Below are 15,633 nucleotides of genomic sequence, written 5' to 3'. Positions count from 1 at the left end.
AAGTGGACAGCAAACGGTCCGGGCCGATAGGACAGTAGCAGTAACTTTGCAGGCAACTCACCTGCCGATCACGGAGGTTCGACTGTCCGCCGCGAATGCCACCACCACGGCCGTCGCCACCGCGAGGATCCGCGGGGTCGCCGCCGTGGGAGCCTCGGCGGTCGGATTCGGCCTACTGCCCGTCCTCGCCGTGTGGGGTGCCGACACGGGCCTGAACGTGATGACCCTGCTGATCCTCCGGTTCGCCCTCACCGCCGCCCTGCTGCCGCTGCTCATGCCCCGGACGCCCCGGCACGAACGCAGCCGGCCCGCCCCGCGCGACCTCGGCGGGCTCTTCCTCCTCGGCCTGCTCTTCGCCCTGCAGTCGGTGCTGTACCTGCTGGCCGTGGAACGGATCACCCCCGGCCTGGCCGTGCTCCTCCACTACATCTACCCGGTGTTCGTCCTCGTCCTCGGCGTCGCCCTGCGGCACGACACGGCCAGGCCCCGTCTGCTGCTCCCGCTCGGCGTGGCGCTGGCCGGCCTGGCCCTGACCGTCGGCAGCCCCGGCGAGGCCGACACCGTCGGGGTGCTCTGCGCGCTGGGCTGCGCCCTGGTGTACGCGCTCTACGTCGTCCTGGGCACCCGGCTCTCCGGCCGGATCGGGCCCCAGCAGCTCACCCTCTACGTGGTCCTCTGGTCCGCCGTCTCGCTGGCGGCCGTTGCCGTGCCCGCCGGGAGGTTCGACCTCGGATTCGAGCCCTCCGGCTGGGCGGCCGTCGCCGCCATCGCGGTCCTCTCCACCGCCATGCCGATCGCCCTGTTCTTCGTCGGCGCCAAGAAGCTCGGCGCCACCGGGGCCTCCATCCTCAGCATGCTGGAGCCCGTCGTGGGAGTGCTGGCGGCCTGGGCCCTCCTCGGGGAGAGCGTGACCCTCCTCCAGCTGGCCGGCGGTGCGATCCTGCTCGGCGGCGCGGTGCTCAGTGTGTACACGCCGACAGACTCCCCAGACTCCCCGGCAGGGTCGAATTAGCCGCGGCAAACGGCCCGGCGTAGTTCCCGTGGTGCGTGTGACGTACGTGTCAAGGCCGCCGACCCGGCGAACGGTTGTCCGTAGGGCGGGAATCCGCTCTACTTCTGTCCAGCCCCATACGCGGGCATATTCCAGGGAGGGGCCGGAGGATGAGAGCGCATCAGCGGCAGAGGCCGTTAACGCATCGGCGCCGCGCGGGCTTCCGCGGACGTCGTCCGTTGCTTTCCTTCCTGGTCACGGCCTGCCTCCTGGTGGGCGCATGCCTCGCGGCGGGCATTGTCTGGGACCCCTTCCGGGCCGACGCGGGGCCGGTCGGCTCCGCCGCCGGCCCCCGCGACCCGGAACCGGTGGCACCCGCGGACGACACCGCCTCCGGCGGCCCGGCACCCGGCACCGCCCCCGCTCCGGGAGCGAGCGGCGGCAATCCGGCAAAGGGCAAACCCGGCGGGAACGGCGGCGGCAGCGGCAGCACGGCAGGACAGGGCGGGAACGGCGGCGGGGACGCGAGCACGGCGCGGCCGGCCGGCGCCCTGCCCTTCGACATGCCCTCCACCGCCACCCTGCGGTCCAGCCGGAAGCTGGTCTTCGCGCACTACTTCACCCCCTACCCGCTCTCCCTCGACAACGCGAGCGCGGACCGGGACTACTACACCCGCAACTACCTGAACCCGGACGGCGAGAACGGCAAGCACGGCGCCTACGGCGGCCTGCTGCGCGATCGGCCGCTGCCCGTGCCGCCCAAGGACGGCAACTGGGAGCTGGCCAACCTCCAGCAGGAGGTCCGCACCGCCCGCGCGGCCGGACTCGACGGGTTCACCCTCGACCTGCTGTCCCTCTCCGGGAAGAACTGGGAGCGGTCCAACCTCCTGATGGAGGCGGCCCACTCGGTGGACCCCGGCTTCCGGATCATGCTGATGCCGGACATGACCTCGCTGAAGACGGACGACCCGGCGGTCCTCGCCGACACCCTCGCCCGGATCGGCCAGGCCCCCGCCGCCCACCGGCTCCCCGACGGCCGGCTCGTCATCTCCCCCTTCAAGGCGGAGGCGAAGAGCGTGGCCTGGTGGACCCAGGTCCTGGACCTGCTGAAGTCCCGGCACGGCATCCGTACGGCCTTCGTCCCGCTGTTCCTCGACTTCGGCGCGCACAGCGGCGCGTTCGCCCCGATCAGCCACGGCTTCTCCGAATGGGGCAGCCGCAGCTACACCGGCCAGGAGAGCTCCACCCGGGACGTCAAGCGCGCCCACGCGATGGGCAAGATCTGGATGCAGCCGGTGTCCGTCCAGGACGCCCGCCCCAACCAGGGCATCTACGACGAGGCCGGCAACACCGCGACCCTGCGGGCCACCTGGACCCGGGCCATCGAGGACGGCGCCGACTGGGTACAGCTCACCACCTGGAACGACTACTCCGAGGGCAGCCAGTTCGCCCCCTCGATGCACAACGGCCACACTTATCTGGACCTCAGCTCCTACTACGTCACCCGGTTCAAGACCGGGAAGTGGCCGAAGATCGTCCGGGACACCCTCTACCTGACCTCCCGCACCCAGTTCGCCGCCGCCGACCCGACCGGCGACCAGTCGCTGGTCATGTCGCTGCGCCGGGGCAGTGCCGCACCCCGGGACACCGTGGAGGTACTCAGCTTCCTGACCGCCCCGGCAACCGTCCGCAGCACCGTCGGATCGGCCGTCACCGGGCACGAGGCGCCGGCCGGTCTGCACGCCAAGCTGCTCCCGCTGCGCCCGGGGACCAGCGCGGCCACGGTCGTGCGCGGCGGGAAGAACGGGGTGGAGGTGGAGCTGCCCTACCGGGTGGACCGCACGGTGGAAGTGCAGGACCTCCAGTACTACGCGGCCACCAGCGGGCGCGGCTCGTAACACCCCGCCGACCCGCCCCTTCGGCCCATCCCGCCGAGCCCTGAGTTCCGCCCGCCCCGAACCCCCGCCCGCACGCGAGGAGACACCGTACTGTGACCGCCGCCCCCAACCCGCCGGCCGCGTTCCCCGGAGGCACCGCCCTCTTCCGCCTCACCCCGGCGGTCGCCCACCTCAACCACGGTTCCTTCGGGGCGGTACCCCTGCCCGTGCAGGACGCCCAGACCGCCCTGCTCCAGCAGCTCCACACCGACCCCGACGCGTTCTTCCTCGCGGTCCCGGAACTCGTCGCCGAGGCCCGCGCCCGTATCGCCGGCCACCTCGGCGCGGACCCCGACGGGCTCGCCTTCGTCTCCAACGCCACCGAGGCCGCCCAACTCGCTCTGAACGCGATCGACTTCGCCCCCGGTGACGAGATCCTCGTCACCGACCACGGCTATGGCACGGTCGTCGCAGCCGCCGCCCGGCTCGCCCCCCTCACCACGGTCACCCTCGACCCGGAACTGCCCGACGAGGCGGCCGTCCGCGAGCAGATCCTCGCCGCCGTCACCCCGCGTACCAAGGTGGCCCTGCTCGACCACATCAGCTCGCCCACCGCCCGGATCATCGCCTCGCCGCAGCTCCTCGCCGAGCTCGCCGACCGGGGCGTCACCACGGTCGTCGACGGCGCCCACGCCCCCGGCATGCTCGCCGAACCGCTCGCCGGCAAGGCCGACTTCTGGTTCGGAAACCTGCACAAGTGGGGATACGCGCCGCCCGGCAGCGCCGTGCTCGCCGTCGCCCCCGCGCACCGCGCCAAGGTCGCCGCCCCGGTCCGCTCCTGGGAGGACCACCACGGATTCCCCCGGGCGGTCGAGTACCGGGCCACCACCGACTACACCGGCTGGCTCGCCGCCCCCGAGGGCCTCGACCTGCTGGCCCGCCTGGACGCGGCGAAGGTCCGTGCCCACAACAGCGCCCTGGCGGCGTACGGTTCCGCCCTGCTGGCCCGGATTCCGGGCATCCGCCCGCTGCCGCACAGCGAAGGGCTGGCGATGCGCTCCCTGCGGCTGCCGCCCGGTATCGCCGAGACCCGCGAGGCGGCGGCGGCGCTCCGCGAGGACATCGCGGCCCGCCACGGCACCCGGGTCCTGATCTGGCCCTGGCCGGGCGGCGGCGGTATCCGTGTCTGCGGCCAGATCTACAACCGGGCCGAGGAATACGAACGACTGGCCGCGGACCTGCCGGAGTTCCTGGCCCGGCACGACGGCGGCCGGGGCATCTGACCCGGACGTGCCCCGGCCCCGGCCCCGGCCGGGGTCAGGGCCGGCGCAGCAGGTAGGTGTCCATGATCCAGCCCTTGCGGGCGCGGGCCTCGGTGCGGAGCTGCTCGATGCGCTCGGAGACCTCCGCCAGTCTGCCCTGCACCAGGATCTCGTCCGGCGTGCCCACGTACGCACCCCAGTAGATGTACAGGTCCTGGTCGAGGTGGCGGGTGAAGGCGTGCCGGGCGTCCAGCATCACCACCACGTCGTCCACGCCCTCCGGCCAGCCCTCGGCCAGCCTCCGGCCCGTGGTGATCTGCACCGGCCGGCCCACCCGGTTGAGGTTGGTCCGGTGCCGCGCCAGCAGCGCGGACACACTGCTGATCCCGGGCACCACGGAGTACTCGAACTCCACCGCGCCCCGCTCCCGCACCTCCTCCAGGATCGCGAGGGTGGAGTCGTACAGGGACGGGTCCCCCCACACCAGGAACGCCCCCGTCTCGCCCTCGGCAAGATCCTCGGCGAGGAACCTCTCGAAGATCTCGGCGCGCGCACTGCGCCAGCCGTCCACCGTGGGTGCGTACTCCGCCGGGGTCCGGTCCCGGTCCGGGTCCCGGCCCTCGACGAGCCGGTGGCCCGGCCGGGCGTACTCCTCGAGCATGGCCCGCCGCAGCCCCGTCAGATCCGACTTCTCCTCGCCCTTCTCCAGGATGAGGAAGGCGTCCGCCGCGCCGATGGCCCTGACCGCCTGGAGGGTGAGGTGGTCCGGGTCGCCCGCGCCGATTCCGATCACTGAGAACTTCTTCACCCGGCTATTCTGCCGGTCATGCGTGTCGCCCTGTTCGTCACCTGCGTCAACGACGCGCTGTACCCCGCCACCGGCATCGCCGCGGTCCGGCTGCTGGAGCGGCTGGGCGTCGAGGTGGACTTCCCGCCGGGCCAGAGCTGCTGCGGCCAGCCCCAGTACAACACCGGCTACCGGTACGAGACCGAACCACTGGTCCGCCGCACCGCCGGGGCCTTCGCCGGCTACCCGTACGTGGTCACCCCCTCCGGGTCCTGCGCGGCGATGATCCGCGAGCACTACCCGCGGATCGGTGCGAAGGCGGCGGCGGAGGGCCGCGGCACCGACCTGGCCCGGCTCGCCGAGAACCTCGTACCGCGCGTGTACGAGCTGACCGAGTTCCTGGTCGACGTCCTCGGGGTGACCGACGTCGGCGCGTACTTCCCGCACACCGTCACCTACCACCCCTCCTGCCACGGCCTGCGCGGGCTGGGCCTGGGCGACCGGCCGCGCCGGCTCCTCGCCGCCGTCAAGGGGCTGGAGCTGGTCGAGCTGCCCGGCGCCGAGGAGTGCTGCGGATTCGGCGGCACCTTCGCCGTGAAGAACCCCGACGTCTCCGCCGCGATGGCCGCCGACAAGCTCCGGAACGCCGGTGCCACCGGGGCCGCGGTGCTGTGCGGGGCGGACAACTCCTGCCTCGCCCACCTCGACGGCACCCTGCGCCGGCAGGGCGCCCCGCTGCGCACCCTGCACCTCGCCGAGATCCTGGCCGCCACCGAAGCGGAGCCACTGCTGTGACCGGAACCCGCGCCGCCCGTGCCGAAGCCACGACGTACCTCGGCATGCCGGCCTTTCCCGCCGCCGCCCGGGAAGCCGTACACGACGACACCCTGCGCGCCAACCTGCGGCACGCCACCCACACCATCCGCGACAAGCGGGCCCGCGCGGTCACCGAACTCGCCGACTGGGACCGGCTGCGGGAGGCCGGACGGGCCGTGAAGGACCACACCATCCGCCACCTCGACCACTACCTGCTCCGCCTGGAGGAGGCCGTGACCGCCGCCGGCGGCACCGTCCACTGGGCGGCCGACGCGGCCGAGGCCAACCGCATCGTCACCGGCCTGGTCCTGGCGACCGGCGAGCGGGAGGTGGTGAAGGTCAAGTCCATGGCCACCCAGGAGATCGGCCTCAACGAGGCACTGGAGGCGGCGGGCATCGCCGCGTACGAGACGGACCTCGCCGAACTCATCGTCCAGCTCGGCGACGACCGGCCCTCGCACATCCTGGTCCCCGCCATCCACCGCAACCGCGGCGAGATCCGCGACATCTTCCGCACCCGGATGGGCGACTGGGGGCGACCCGCCCCGGAGGACCTCGACGACACCCCGGCCGCGCTCGCCGAGGCCGCCCGGCTGCATCTGCGGGAGAAGTTCCTGCGCGCCAAGGTCGCCGTGTCCGGCGCCAACTTCATGGTGGCGGAGACCGGCACCATGGTCGTCCTGGAATCGGAGGGCAACGGCCGGATGTGCCTGACCCTCCCGGAAACCCTGATCTCGGTCGTCGGCATCGAGAAGGTGATCCCCACCTTCCGGGACCTGGAGATCTTCCTCCAGACCCTGCCGCGGTCCTCCACCGCCGAGCGCATGAACCCCTACACCACCATGTGGACCGGGCTGGGACCGTCGAAGGGGGCGGACGGCGACGGCCCGTCCGCCTTCCACCTGGTGCTGCTCGACAACGGCCGCACCGACACCCTCGCCGACGAGGTCGGCCGGCAGGCCCTGCGCTGCATCCGCTGCTCCGCCTGCCTCAATGTCTGCCCGGTCTACGAGCGGGCCGGCGGGCACGCCTACGGCTCCGTCTACCCGGGCCCGATCGGCGCCATCCTCAGCCCCCAACTACGTGGCACGGCAAGCGAGATCGACGCCACCCTGCCCTACGCCTCCACCCTGTGCGGAGCCTGCTACGAGGTCTGCCCGGTGGCCATCGACATCCCCGAGGTCCTGGTGCACCTGCGGGAACGGGTGGTCCAGGGCGGCCCCGTCACCCGCGAGGGCCTGCGGGTCCGGATCCGCCCGGCCGCCGGCCACACCGCAGAACGTGCGGCCATGCGCGCCGCCCGCCTGCTGCTCGACCACCCGGGCGCGCTGCGCCGCGCCGAACGCGTACTGGCCCGGACCCGCCGCTTCCGCCCGCATCGGCTGCCCGGCGCGGCCGGCCGGGCCTGGACGGAGACCCGCGATCTTCCCCCGGTCCCGGCGGAATCCTTCCGCGACTGGTGGACCCGCGAACGGGGAGGCACCCGATGAGCAGCAAGGACCGCATCCTGGCCCGGATCCGGCGGGCCGTGCCGGCCGGGGCGGTGCCGCCCGGGGCGGGGCCGGACGCGTACGCCGACATCCCGCGCGACTACCTCACGGTCCACGGCACCCGCACCGCCGAGGAGCGGGTGGACCTGCTGGCGGCGAACCTCGCCGAGTACCGGGCCATCGTCCACCGCACGGACGCGGAGGGACTTCCGCAGCTCCTCGCGCACCTGCTCGCCCGGCGCGGGGCCGCCTCGGTCCTGGTGCCGCCCGCACTGCCCGGGGCCTGGCTCGCCGCCACGGAAGCCACCCGGGTCCACGACCGCGCCGACGCCACCGCCGCCACCCCCGCCGCACTCGACCGGGTCGACAGCGTGGTCACCGGGTGCGCCCTCGCCATCGCCGAAACCGGCACCATCGTCCTGGATGGCGGCCCGGACCAGGGGCGGCGCCGCATCACCCTGATCCCCGACCACCACATCTGCGTCATCCACGTCCCCGGGCAGGTGGTGGACTCGATCCCGCAGGCCCTGCCGCTCCTCGACCCGGCCCGCCCGCTGACCTGGATCTCCGGACCGTCCGCCACCAGCGACATCGAACTCGACCGGGTGGAGGGCGTCCACGGCCCCCGCACCCTGGAGGTCGTCCTGCTCACCACCGGGGACGCCGCACAATAGGCGGATGCCCTCCCACATCGCCCTCACCGCCCTGGTCGTCCGCGAGTACGACGAGGCCATCGACTTCTACGTCCGGGCCCTCGGCTTCGACCTGGCCGAGGACACCCCGCGCCCTGGGGGCACCTCCCAGCGGTAGCTGGGGGAGGCTCCCGCTGGGTGGTGGTCCACCCGCCCGGCACCACCGGAACCGGACTGCTGCTGGCCCGCGCCAAGGACGAGGCCCAGCACTCCCGGATCGGCGACCAGACGGGCGGGCGGGTCGGCTTCTTCCTCTACACCGACGACTTCGCCGGTGATCACACCCGGATGACGGCCGAGGGCGTCCGCTTCCTGGAGGAGCCGCGCCACGAACCGTACGGCTCGGTGGCCGTCTTCGAGGACCTGTACGGCAACCGCTGGGACCTCCTCCAGCCGGCCGCCCCGGCCGCTGCGGACACCCCCTAGCCGGGGGTCAGCCGCGGGGCCTCGCGGGCCGCGTCGATCCGGTCGCCGTCCGCCACCCGTCCGGCCAGCGCCCCGGCCCAGCGGGCCAGCCCGGCCGTGTCGATCCCGTACGGGGTGCCCAGGCCGGCGATCTGCCCGGCCCCGCGCCGCAACAGGCGCGCCCCGCCCACCGCATTGCCGCGTGCGGCATGGGTGAGCCCGACCGCCAGCTGTGCCAGGCCCCGCCACAGCGGGGCCTCGGCCTCCGGGCCGGACTTCCAGGCGTCCTCGAACACCTCGTGGGCATGGAAGGGCATCCCGGCGTCCAGCAGCCGCTGCGCTTCCCGCACCGTCTCCGCCGGAGCCCGGACCACCCCCTCCGGCTGCCGCTCCACCCCGGCCTCGCCGTAGGGCATCGGCCGCCCCAGACCGTCCCGGGGCCGCGCGTTCCGCGCCCGCCCCGCCGCATCCCGATCCCGTCCGCTCACACCCCCATCCTCCCTCCCCGATCACCGGTGCGTGGGCACCCCCCGACGTGAGGTAATGTTCTTCATGCACCGCCGCCCGGGGTAACACCCAGGTGACAGGGGCATCGGGACGTGGCGCAGCTTGGTAGCGCACTTGACTGGGGGTCAAGGGGTCGCAGGTTCAAATCCTGTCGTCCCGACTGTGCGGAAACGCAAGTCGGAGGCCGTCTTCTCAGGAATGGGAAGGCGGCCTTTCGTGTGTCCGGGAGCAGCCACCCGGGATTAACGAGACACACCCCCTCCGTTAACATGTTCGGACTCGAGACGACCATCCGCAAACATGACAAATCGGCTGAAAAATTGATATCTACGAAATCGCGAGTGCGGGCGCTGTGGGCCGTGGTGAGCGTGGTGGCCCTCGGGTTCCTCGTCGCACTGGAGATTGCCGCGCGCGGGTACGGGGTGCCGGGACCGATCACCGTCCAGACGCGCGAGGTGATCTTCGCGCCCCAGTCGGGGACCGTGCTGTACGCCGCCATGGGGCTGATGCTGGTGGTGCTCACCTGGCGGCAGCGGTTCATCGCGGTCGGCGCCGCGATCGGCATCGACCTCGTCTTCTGGCTTGTGCGGTGGATGGTCGACGCCAAGATGATGTACGGCACCGGCGCCCTGTGGGTGACGCTGGCCTGTGCCGTCATCGCCTTCACGCACCGCACCGGCCGGGAGCGCGCCCTGCTGCTGAAGGGCGTGGGGCTGGCCCTGCTGCTGGTGGCCGGCCGTAAGACCGGCTACACCTGGCTGATGCTCACGATGAAGACCCAGCCCACGGTGCTCGACCAGTACGTGGCGACCGCCGACCAGGCGCTGGGCAACCCGTCGTGGGTGGCCGGCCGGATCGTCGACGCCACCGGCGTGGTCGGTTTCCGGGTGCTCGAGTTCGTCTACATCCAGCTTGCGGTGATGGCCGTCGTCGTCGCGCTGTACCAGCTGCGCAACGTCGCCGCCGAGCGCCGCTTCCCGCGCCATCACCTGGTGCGTACGTTCCTCGTCATCGGCCTGCTCGGGCCGGGCATCTACATGATCTTCCCGGTGGTCGGGCCGATCTACGCCTACGGCGCCGACGGGGGCCAGTGGGCGCTGGCCAACCTGTGGCCGCACACGCCGCCGCCGGTCGGCATCCCGCAGCCGATGCTGTTCGACGAGGTCACCCCGCGCAACTGCATGCCCAGTCTGCACACGGCCTGGGCCACCGCGATCTTCATCCATTCCCGCACCGGCCCGAGGGCCCTGCGCTGGGCGGGAACGTTCTGGCTGATCGCGACGCTCGGCGCAACGCTGGGCTTCGGCTACCACTACGGCGCAGACATCGTCGCCGGCGTGGTGTTCACGCTCACGATCGAGACGGCGCTGCGGGCGCAGGCCCGCGGCTGGGACCGGTCCGGAATCCGGCTGACGGTCTACGGCGCCGTGGTGTTCGCCGCGCTCCTGGTGTCGTACCGCTATCTGTCGGTGGAGATGGCCGATCTTCCGTGGGTGTTCGGGCCGCTGGTCATGCTGTCGATGATCTCGATGATCTACGGCTACGTACGGACCACCAGGCGGTGGGACCGGACGGACGCTGCCGCACCGGCGGTGCACCTGCCGGGACAGCGGCGCGAACAGCAGCCCGAACTGGTCTGAGACGGGGGCCGGGGGCTCCGGGCGCGTGGTATGAAGATCGCATGGCCGTCATCCACCACACCGTCCTGACGCCGGGCAAGCTCGAACTGCTCGGCTCCTGGCTCCCCTCCCGCCCGTGGTACCGCGGCGGCCCGGGCGAACCGGAGTTGGCCAAGGCCGGCGGCTTCCGGCTGGACGATCCGCAGGGCGAGGTGGGGATCGAGTTCATGGTGGTCACCGACACCTCCGGTGACCGGCCGGACGCCTACCTGCTGCCCCTCACCTATCGCGGTGCCCCGCTCGACGGGGCGGAGCACGCCCTCGTCGGCACGATGGAGCACGGGGTGCTGGGGAAGCGCTGGGCCTACGACGGCTGCCAGGACCCGGTGGCGGTCGCCCAGCTCGCCGCTCTGGTCGAGGGCCGGGTCCAGGCACAGGACCAGAACACCAGCGACACCCCGGACCGGGAGGTCGCCCGGTCCTACAGCGGTGCGGGCTCCCTCGCCACGGCCTTCACCGCTGCTGCCGACGACGGGGAGGGCACCGCGCTGGCCGGCCCGGACGGCGCGACCCTCCGCGTGCACCGGCTCCTGCGGCCCGCCGCGGAGGACCCGGCCCTGCTCCTTCCGCAGGGAGCGGCCGGCCACCTCGCCGGTGCCTGGGGGATGCCGGACGGCACCCGTGCCCAGGGGCTGTTCGCGGTCCTGCACGCAGAGTCCCCGCGCTAGCACACTCCGAGTTGCGGCAGCCGGCACGGCTGCCGACACTGTGGTCATGTCCGCATACGAGAACGGATTCGCCTGCGAGGCCGGCGCCCAGGACTTCACCGCCACCGCGTACCGGAGCAACGGAGAGCGGTGGGTCACCGTGGAAGGCACGTGCTCGTGCCCCACCCCGGGCTACACACTGACCCTGGAGCTCGCGTCCCCGCCGATCGTGCCGGTTCCCGAAGAACTCCATCTGAACCTGGTCGAAGAGGCACCCGGCGGTACGACGATCCAGCCCATCACGCCGACGCCCGTCAAGAAGGAAAAGTTCCAGATCAGCGACGAGGTGGAACGAGTCGTGATCCGCAACAGGGAGATCACCGTACTGATCAAGGAACGCTGATCAATCCGTGCGGTCGCCGTTCTCCCAGAGGGCGCAGCCGGGGGCCAGCCCGCCCCAACGGAGGGCGGGGAGAGGGGGCTCGTTGACGACCTGCCGTGTGAGTTTCGGGACATCGGTACCCACCGGCCAGCAGGTGTCCTTGTTGACGACCGAACGGGTGAAGTCGGTGTCACGATCACGATCACGATCGTAGATCGTCGCTCTGGTGAAGTTCGCGGCGTGCAGGTCGGCCCCCTCGAGATGCGCGCCCCTCAGATCCGCCTGGTAGAAGTTGGCCCCGACCAGATTCGCCCTCTGCAATCTGGCGCCCCTCAAGTCGGCCCCTGTCAGGTCGGTGTCCCGCAACTGCGCCTTCCGCAAATCGGCTCCCCTGAAGTCCGCGTTGCGCAGCGTCTTGCCGCTGAAGTTGATGCCCTGGATATCGCGGCTGCCGGGAGTGAACCCGGGTATGGACTCCGCGATTTCGACATTGGCGCGCCAGGCCGAGTACTTCTGGCGCTCTCCGAGGGACTGTTCCAGGAACAGCGCCGATACGCCCACGGCGATGCCGGTGATCAATCCGCCCCCGATGCCGGCCAGTACCTCGATCCTGGGCTCGCGCTCCGGTTCCTTAACGGCCATCCTCCAGGCGAAGAGCGCACCGGCCGCGCCGAGAACACCGAGCACCATCAACACCCCGAGCAGAACCCACCCTGAGTCAGGCATGGGGACCATCCCCAATGAGCATGGGACCGGGCAGAAGCCTCCCCTCTTCCTCTCTACGCGCGCCCCCAGGTGATCGCAAACGCGGCGATCACGGTGGGGTGCGTCCGTTGCGGCTGCTCCCCTACAGTGCGTGATGACCGTGCCGCAGCGAACAGGAGCAGCCCCGTGGCCACCCATGCCTTACGCCCCGTCCCCGAGCTGGAACCCGGCCTCGTCGAGGAGTGGCGGGCCGGGGGAGGGGAGCTCGTGGAGCTGTTCGCCCGGGCGCGGAGCCGGCTCGGCGGAGTGGCGGCGTTCCGGCTCGGGCCGCGCCCGACCGTCCTGGTCACCGACCCCCAGGCCGTCCAGCACGTACTCGCGCTCCGCCCCGACCGGTACGTCAAGCGCTCCCACCGCGCCCGCCTGCTGATCGGGGACGGCCTGCTGGCCGCCACCGGCGAGGCATGGCAGCGGCAACGCAGGCTGCTCCAGTCCCAGTTCACCGGCCCGGGCATGCGCCGCTACGAGCAGCGGATCGCCGGGGCCGCCCGGGTCGCCGCCGAGCGCTGGGCCGGGTACGCCCGTACCGGGCATCTCCTCGACGTCGGCGAGGAGATGCGCCGGTTCGCCCTGGACACCATCTGGCGGTCCCTGACCGGACACCCCCTCGACCCCGGTACCGAGCGCGAACTGGCCGCCGTACCCGCCGTGGTGGCCGCACTGCCCAGCCTGCCCGCCGACGGCACCGCCGCCCAAGGGGCCGTCGCCGCCGAGCTGGCCCGGATCGACATGCTGGCGAGCCGCGCCATTGCCGCCGTACGCGACGGGGAGACCGGACCCGACGGTCCGGGTCTGCTGCACGTCCTGGTCGAGGCGGCCGGAACGCGCCCCGAATACACCGACCGGCTGATCCGCGACGAGCTCGTCACCCTGCTGGTCGCCGGCCACGAGACCACCGCCACCACCCTGACCTGGCTCTACCTCCTGCTGGACGGGAATCCGCAGGCCCGGGAACAGGCCCTCGCCGCGGGCGCCGAGGGCTCCCCCGAGCGGCGACAGGCCGTGCAGGCCCTCGTCCACGAAACGCTGCGCCTCTACCCGTCCGCCTGGATCCTCCCGCGCTGCGCGGCCGAGGACGACACCCTCGCCGGAACACTCGCCGGATACGAGGTCGAGGCCGGCACCGACGTGCTGGTCTGCCCCTACCTCACCCACCGCGACCCCGGCCTCTGGAAGGACCCCGGACGGTTCGACCCGGGGCGCTTCACCACCCCCGGCCGGCGCCCCGCCCACCCGGGCGGCTACCTCCCGTTCGGCATCGGACCCCGGGCCTGCCTGGGCCTGCAGTTCGCCCTCCGCGAGTCGACCGTCCTCCTCGAACACCTGCTGCCCGCCCACACCCCGCGCTTCCGTTCCACCCCGGCCAAGGCTGCCTACGGCCTCGTCGTCCGTCCCGACGGCCCGACACCCGCAACCCTGGGGTAGCGGAAAAACACTTGGACGGTGCGGGCGGCATCGCGGGACACTGCGAACCTTGTCCTTACGGTCCGACAAAGCAGGGTTGGGATGGGATCGCCCGAATCGCACGAAAGTTCGCCCGGTCGAGGTGCGGTACTCCTCGCACTTCGCTACTACGGACGGGAGTTGGCCCGGCTCCGCCGGCTGACGGTTCCCGCGATGCTGCTCCCGGCGCTGGGCAACATCGGCATCAACTACATCGCGCCGCTGGTCGTCGCGAAACTGGTCGGCCATATCGTCGGGGGCGGCGGCACCGGCTTCGACGCGATGTTCCCCTACGTCCTCGGCTTCGCCGGCGTCCTGCTGCTCGGCGAGACGCTGTGGCGCATCGGACTGCACTGCCTGAACCGGGTCGACGCCCGCGGCATCGAGAACCTGTACGTGATCGGCATGGACGAACTGTTCGCCAAGGACGCCGCGTTCTTCCACGACAACTTCGCGGGATCGCTGACCAAGCGGGTCCTGAGCTTCGCCTCCCGCTTCGAGGAGTTCGTCGACACCCTGACGTTCTCGGTCATGGGCAGCTTCGTTCCCCTCCTGTTCGCCTCCGTGGTGCTGTGGCAGTACGAACCGCTGCTCGTGGTCGGACTGTTGCTGATGATCGCGCTGACGGCGCTGTGCGTCGTACCGCTGATCCGGCGCCGCCAGGCCCTCGTCGCCCAGCGCGAGGCGGCCATCGCCCGGGTCTCGGGCCATGTCGCCGACAGCCTGATGAACATGGACACGGTCCGCGCGTTCGCCGCAGAGGAACGCGAGGCCGCCGAACACCGGTCCCGGGTCGCGGAGTCGCGGCGGCTGACGCTTCGTTCCTGGGACTACGGCAACCTGCGCATCGACACCCTGGTCGCGCCGATGTCCGTACTGACCAACGCGCTGGGTCTGATGCTCGCCCTCACCCTCGGGGCGGGGGAGCACGGCGTGGAGGCGATCATCGTCGCCTTCACCTACTACGCCAATGCGACGCGGATCATGTTCGAGTTCAACCAGATCTACCGGCGCCTCGAAAGCTCCATGACAGAGGCCGCACAGTTCACCGAACTGCTGCTGAAACCGCCGACCGTGCTCGACCCGGAGTCCCCGGAACCACTGAAGTCCCGGGCCGCCGACGTACGCTTCGAAGGGGTGAACTTCACCCACGGCGGCGCCAAGCCGCTCTTCGAGGGTCTCGACCTGGCCGTGCCCAGCGGGACGAAGATCGGTCTGGTCGGCCGGTCCGGCGGCGGCAAGACCACCCTCACCCGGCTGCTGCTGCGGATGACGGACATCGACGCCGGCCGGATCCTTATCGGGGGCCGGGACATCAGCCGGCTGCGCCAGGCCGACCTGCGCAGCCTGATCGCCTACGTCCCGCAGGACCCGGCGATGTTCCACCGCACCCTGCGGGACAACATCGCGTTCGCCCGGCCCGACGCCACCGAAGCCGAGATCCGCCGCGCGGCCGAGGCGGCGCACGTCACGGAGTTCGCCGATGCCCTTCCGGACGGCTTCGACACCCTGGTGGGCGAGCGCGGGGTGAAACTGTCCGGCGGACAGCGCCAGCGGGTGGCCCTGGCCCGGGCGATCCTGCGCGACGCGCCGATCCTGCTGCTCGACGAGGCGACCAGCGCCCTGGACTCCGAGAGTGAGATCCTCGTCCAGGACGCGCTGTGGCGGCTCATGGACGGGCGGACCGCGCTCGTGGTCGCACACCGGCTCAGTACGGTCGCCGGCATGGACCGGCTTGTCGTCCTGGACCGCGGCCGGATCGTCGAGCAGGGCTCGCACCAGGAACTGCTCGCCGCGGACGGCGCCTACGCGAAGCTGTGGCAGCACCAGTCGGGCGGCTTCCTGGACGACACCCCCGCGCGGGCCGCCGATCTGCACTGACCCGCGCTG

The 15,633-nt window shown here is 71.9% G+C and carries 14 protein-coding genes, 1 tRNA gene and 1 pseudogene; 13 read left to right on the top strand and 3 right to left on the bottom strand.

Annotated elements, in window-relative coordinates:
• Positions 1 to 46: 46 nt before the first annotated feature.
• The 3 genes from DEJ50_RS04605 (at position 47) to DEJ50_RS04595 (ending at position 4,151) form a co-directional block, all read left to right on the top strand.
• Positions 47 to 1,012: an EamA family transporter gene (locus DEJ50_RS04605; protein WP_150206186.1), complete on the top strand. Its 966-nt coding sequence runs from the start codon at positions 47 to 49 to the stop codon at positions 1,010 to 1,012.
• A gap of 218 nt (positions 1,013 to 1,230) precedes the next feature.
• Positions 1,231 to 2,889, top strand: coding sequence for a glycoside hydrolase family 71 protein (locus tag DEJ50_RS04600; RefSeq protein ID WP_223837595.1), 1,659 nt, complete (start codon positions 1,231 to 1,233; stop codon positions 2,887 to 2,889).
• A gap of 92 nt (positions 2,890 to 2,981) precedes the next feature.
• Complete coding sequence (locus DEJ50_RS04595) at positions 2,982 to 4,151, top strand: aminotransferase class V-fold PLP-dependent enzyme (RefSeq protein WP_150206185.1); 1,170 nt, start codon at positions 2,982 to 2,984, stop codon at positions 4,149 to 4,151.
• A 34-nt stretch (positions 4,152 to 4,185) separates the two neighbouring features.
• Here DEJ50_RS04595 and cobF read toward each other — a convergent pair whose 3' ends face one another.
• Positions 4,186 to 4,938, bottom strand: coding sequence for a precorrin-6A synthase (deacetylating) (cobF, locus tag DEJ50_RS04590; protein ID WP_150206183.1), 753 nt, complete (start codon positions 4,936 to 4,938; stop codon positions 4,186 to 4,188).
• Between the two features lie 18 nt (positions 4,939 to 4,956).
• Between cobF and DEJ50_RS04585 the strand changes: the two genes are divergently transcribed.
• The 4 genes and pseudogenes from DEJ50_RS04585 (at position 4,957) to DEJ50_RS04570 (ending at position 8,341) form a co-directional block, all read left to right on the top strand.
• Positions 4,957 to 5,712 carry a (Fe-S)-binding protein gene (locus DEJ50_RS04585; protein WP_150206182.1) on the top strand — a complete coding sequence of 252 codons (756 nt, stop codon included), beginning with the start codon at positions 4,957 to 4,959 and terminating at the stop codon, positions 5,710 to 5,712.
• A 44-nt stretch (positions 5,713 to 5,756) separates the two neighbouring features.
• Complete coding sequence (locus tag DEJ50_RS04580) at positions 5,757 to 7,223, top strand: lactate utilization protein B (RefSeq protein WP_150211903.1); 1,467 nt, start codon at positions 5,757 to 5,759, stop codon at positions 7,221 to 7,223.
• On the top strand, positions 7,220 to 7,897 hold the full coding sequence (locus tag DEJ50_RS04575) for a lactate utilization protein C (RefSeq protein ID WP_150206180.1): 678 nt from the start codon (positions 7,220 to 7,222) through the stop codon (positions 7,895 to 7,897). The genes DEJ50_RS04580 and DEJ50_RS04575 overlap by 4 nt, the downstream gene beginning before the upstream one ends.
• A gap of 4 nt (positions 7,898 to 7,901) precedes the next feature.
• Positions 7,902 to 8,341: pseudogene (locus DEJ50_RS04570) on the top strand (VOC family protein).
• Here the strand turns inward: DEJ50_RS04570 and DEJ50_RS04565 are convergent.
• Complete coding sequence (locus DEJ50_RS04565) at positions 8,338 to 8,808, bottom strand: DUF309 domain-containing protein (RefSeq protein ID WP_223837594.1); 471 nt, start codon at positions 8,806 to 8,808, stop codon at positions 8,338 to 8,340. The pseudogene DEJ50_RS04570 and the gene DEJ50_RS04565 overlap by 4 nt on opposite strands.
• Positions 8,809 to 8,913: 105 nt before the next feature.
• Here DEJ50_RS04565 and DEJ50_RS04560 point away from each other — a divergent pair.
• From DEJ50_RS04560 to DEJ50_RS04545, 4 genes are all read left to right on the top strand, one after another.
• A tRNA-Pro gene (locus DEJ50_RS04560) sits at positions 8,914 to 8,987 on the top strand.
• A gap of 181 nt (positions 8,988 to 9,168) precedes the next feature.
• Entirely contained in the window at positions 9,169 to 10,467 is a 1,299-nt protein-coding gene (locus tag DEJ50_RS04555; RefSeq protein WP_150206178.1) for a phosphatase PAP2 family protein, read from the top strand.
• Positions 10,468 to 10,508: 41 nt separating this feature from the next.
• Positions 10,509 to 11,174, top strand: a complete 666-nt coding sequence (locus tag DEJ50_RS04550; protein ID WP_150206176.1) for a maltokinase N-terminal cap-like domain-containing protein — start codon at positions 10,509 to 10,511, stop codon at positions 11,172 to 11,174.
• Between the two features lie 46 nt (positions 11,175 to 11,220).
• A complete protein-coding gene (locus DEJ50_RS04545; RefSeq protein WP_150206174.1) occupies positions 11,221 to 11,556 on the top strand; it encodes a hypothetical protein in 336 nt (111 codons plus the stop codon).
• On the opposite strand, the gene DEJ50_RS04540 is transcribed toward DEJ50_RS04545, so the two are convergent.
• Positions 11,557 to 12,261, bottom strand: a complete 705-nt coding sequence (locus DEJ50_RS04540; RefSeq protein WP_223837593.1) for a pentapeptide repeat-containing protein — start codon at positions 12,259 to 12,261, stop codon at positions 11,557 to 11,559. It lies immediately after the preceding gene.
• Positions 12,262 to 12,426: 165 nt separating this feature from the next.
• On the opposite strand from DEJ50_RS04540, the gene DEJ50_RS04535 reads away from it, so the two are divergent.
• Together DEJ50_RS04535 and DEJ50_RS04530 are read left to right on the top strand one after the other, a co-directional pair.
• Positions 12,427 to 13,725 (top strand): cytochrome P450, encoded by a 1,299-nt coding sequence (locus DEJ50_RS04535; RefSeq protein WP_150206172.1) that lies wholly within the window; start codon positions 12,427 to 12,429, stop codon positions 13,723 to 13,725.
• 81 nt (positions 13,726 to 13,806) lie between these two features.
• Positions 13,807 to 15,624 (top strand): ABC transporter ATP-binding protein, encoded by a 1,818-nt coding sequence (locus DEJ50_RS04530; protein ID WP_150206170.1) that lies wholly within the window; start codon positions 13,807 to 13,809, stop codon positions 15,622 to 15,624.
• Positions 15,625 to 15,633 lie beyond the last annotated feature (9 nt).

The organism is Streptomyces venezuelae, from assembly GCF_008642295.1.
In the GTDB taxonomy this organism is placed as follows: Bacteria; Actinomycetota; Actinomycetes; order Streptomycetales; family Streptomycetaceae; genus Streptomyces; species Streptomyces venezuelae_C.
This window is presented reverse-complemented; position numbering and strand designations above follow the sequence as displayed.

Coding starts and splice junctions, on each gene's coding strand:
- DEJ50_RS04550 (WP_150206176.1), top strand. CDS start 10,509: ATGGCCGTCATCCACCACACCGTCCTGACGCCGGGCAAGCTCGAACTG.
- DEJ50_RS04585 (WP_150206182.1), top strand. CDS start 4,957: ATGCGTGTCGCCCTGTTCGTCACCTGCGTCAACGACGCGCTGTACCCC.
- DEJ50_RS04540 (WP_223837593.1), bottom strand. CDS start 12,261: ATGCCTGACTCAGGGTGGGTTCTGCTCGGGGTGTTGATGGTGCTCGGT.
- DEJ50_RS04580 (WP_150211903.1), top strand. CDS start 5,757: ATGCCGGCCTTTCCCGCCGCCGCCCGGGAAGCCGTACACGACGACACC.
- DEJ50_RS04530 (WP_150206170.1), top strand. CDS start 13,807: ATGGGATCGCCCGAATCGCACGAAAGTTCGCCCGGTCGAGGTGCGGTA.
- DEJ50_RS04575 (WP_150206180.1), top strand. CDS start 7,220: ATGAGCAGCAAGGACCGCATCCTGGCCCGGATCCGGCGGGCCGTGCCG.
- DEJ50_RS04545 (WP_150206174.1), top strand. CDS start 11,221: ATGTCCGCATACGAGAACGGATTCGCCTGCGAGGCCGGCGCCCAGGAC.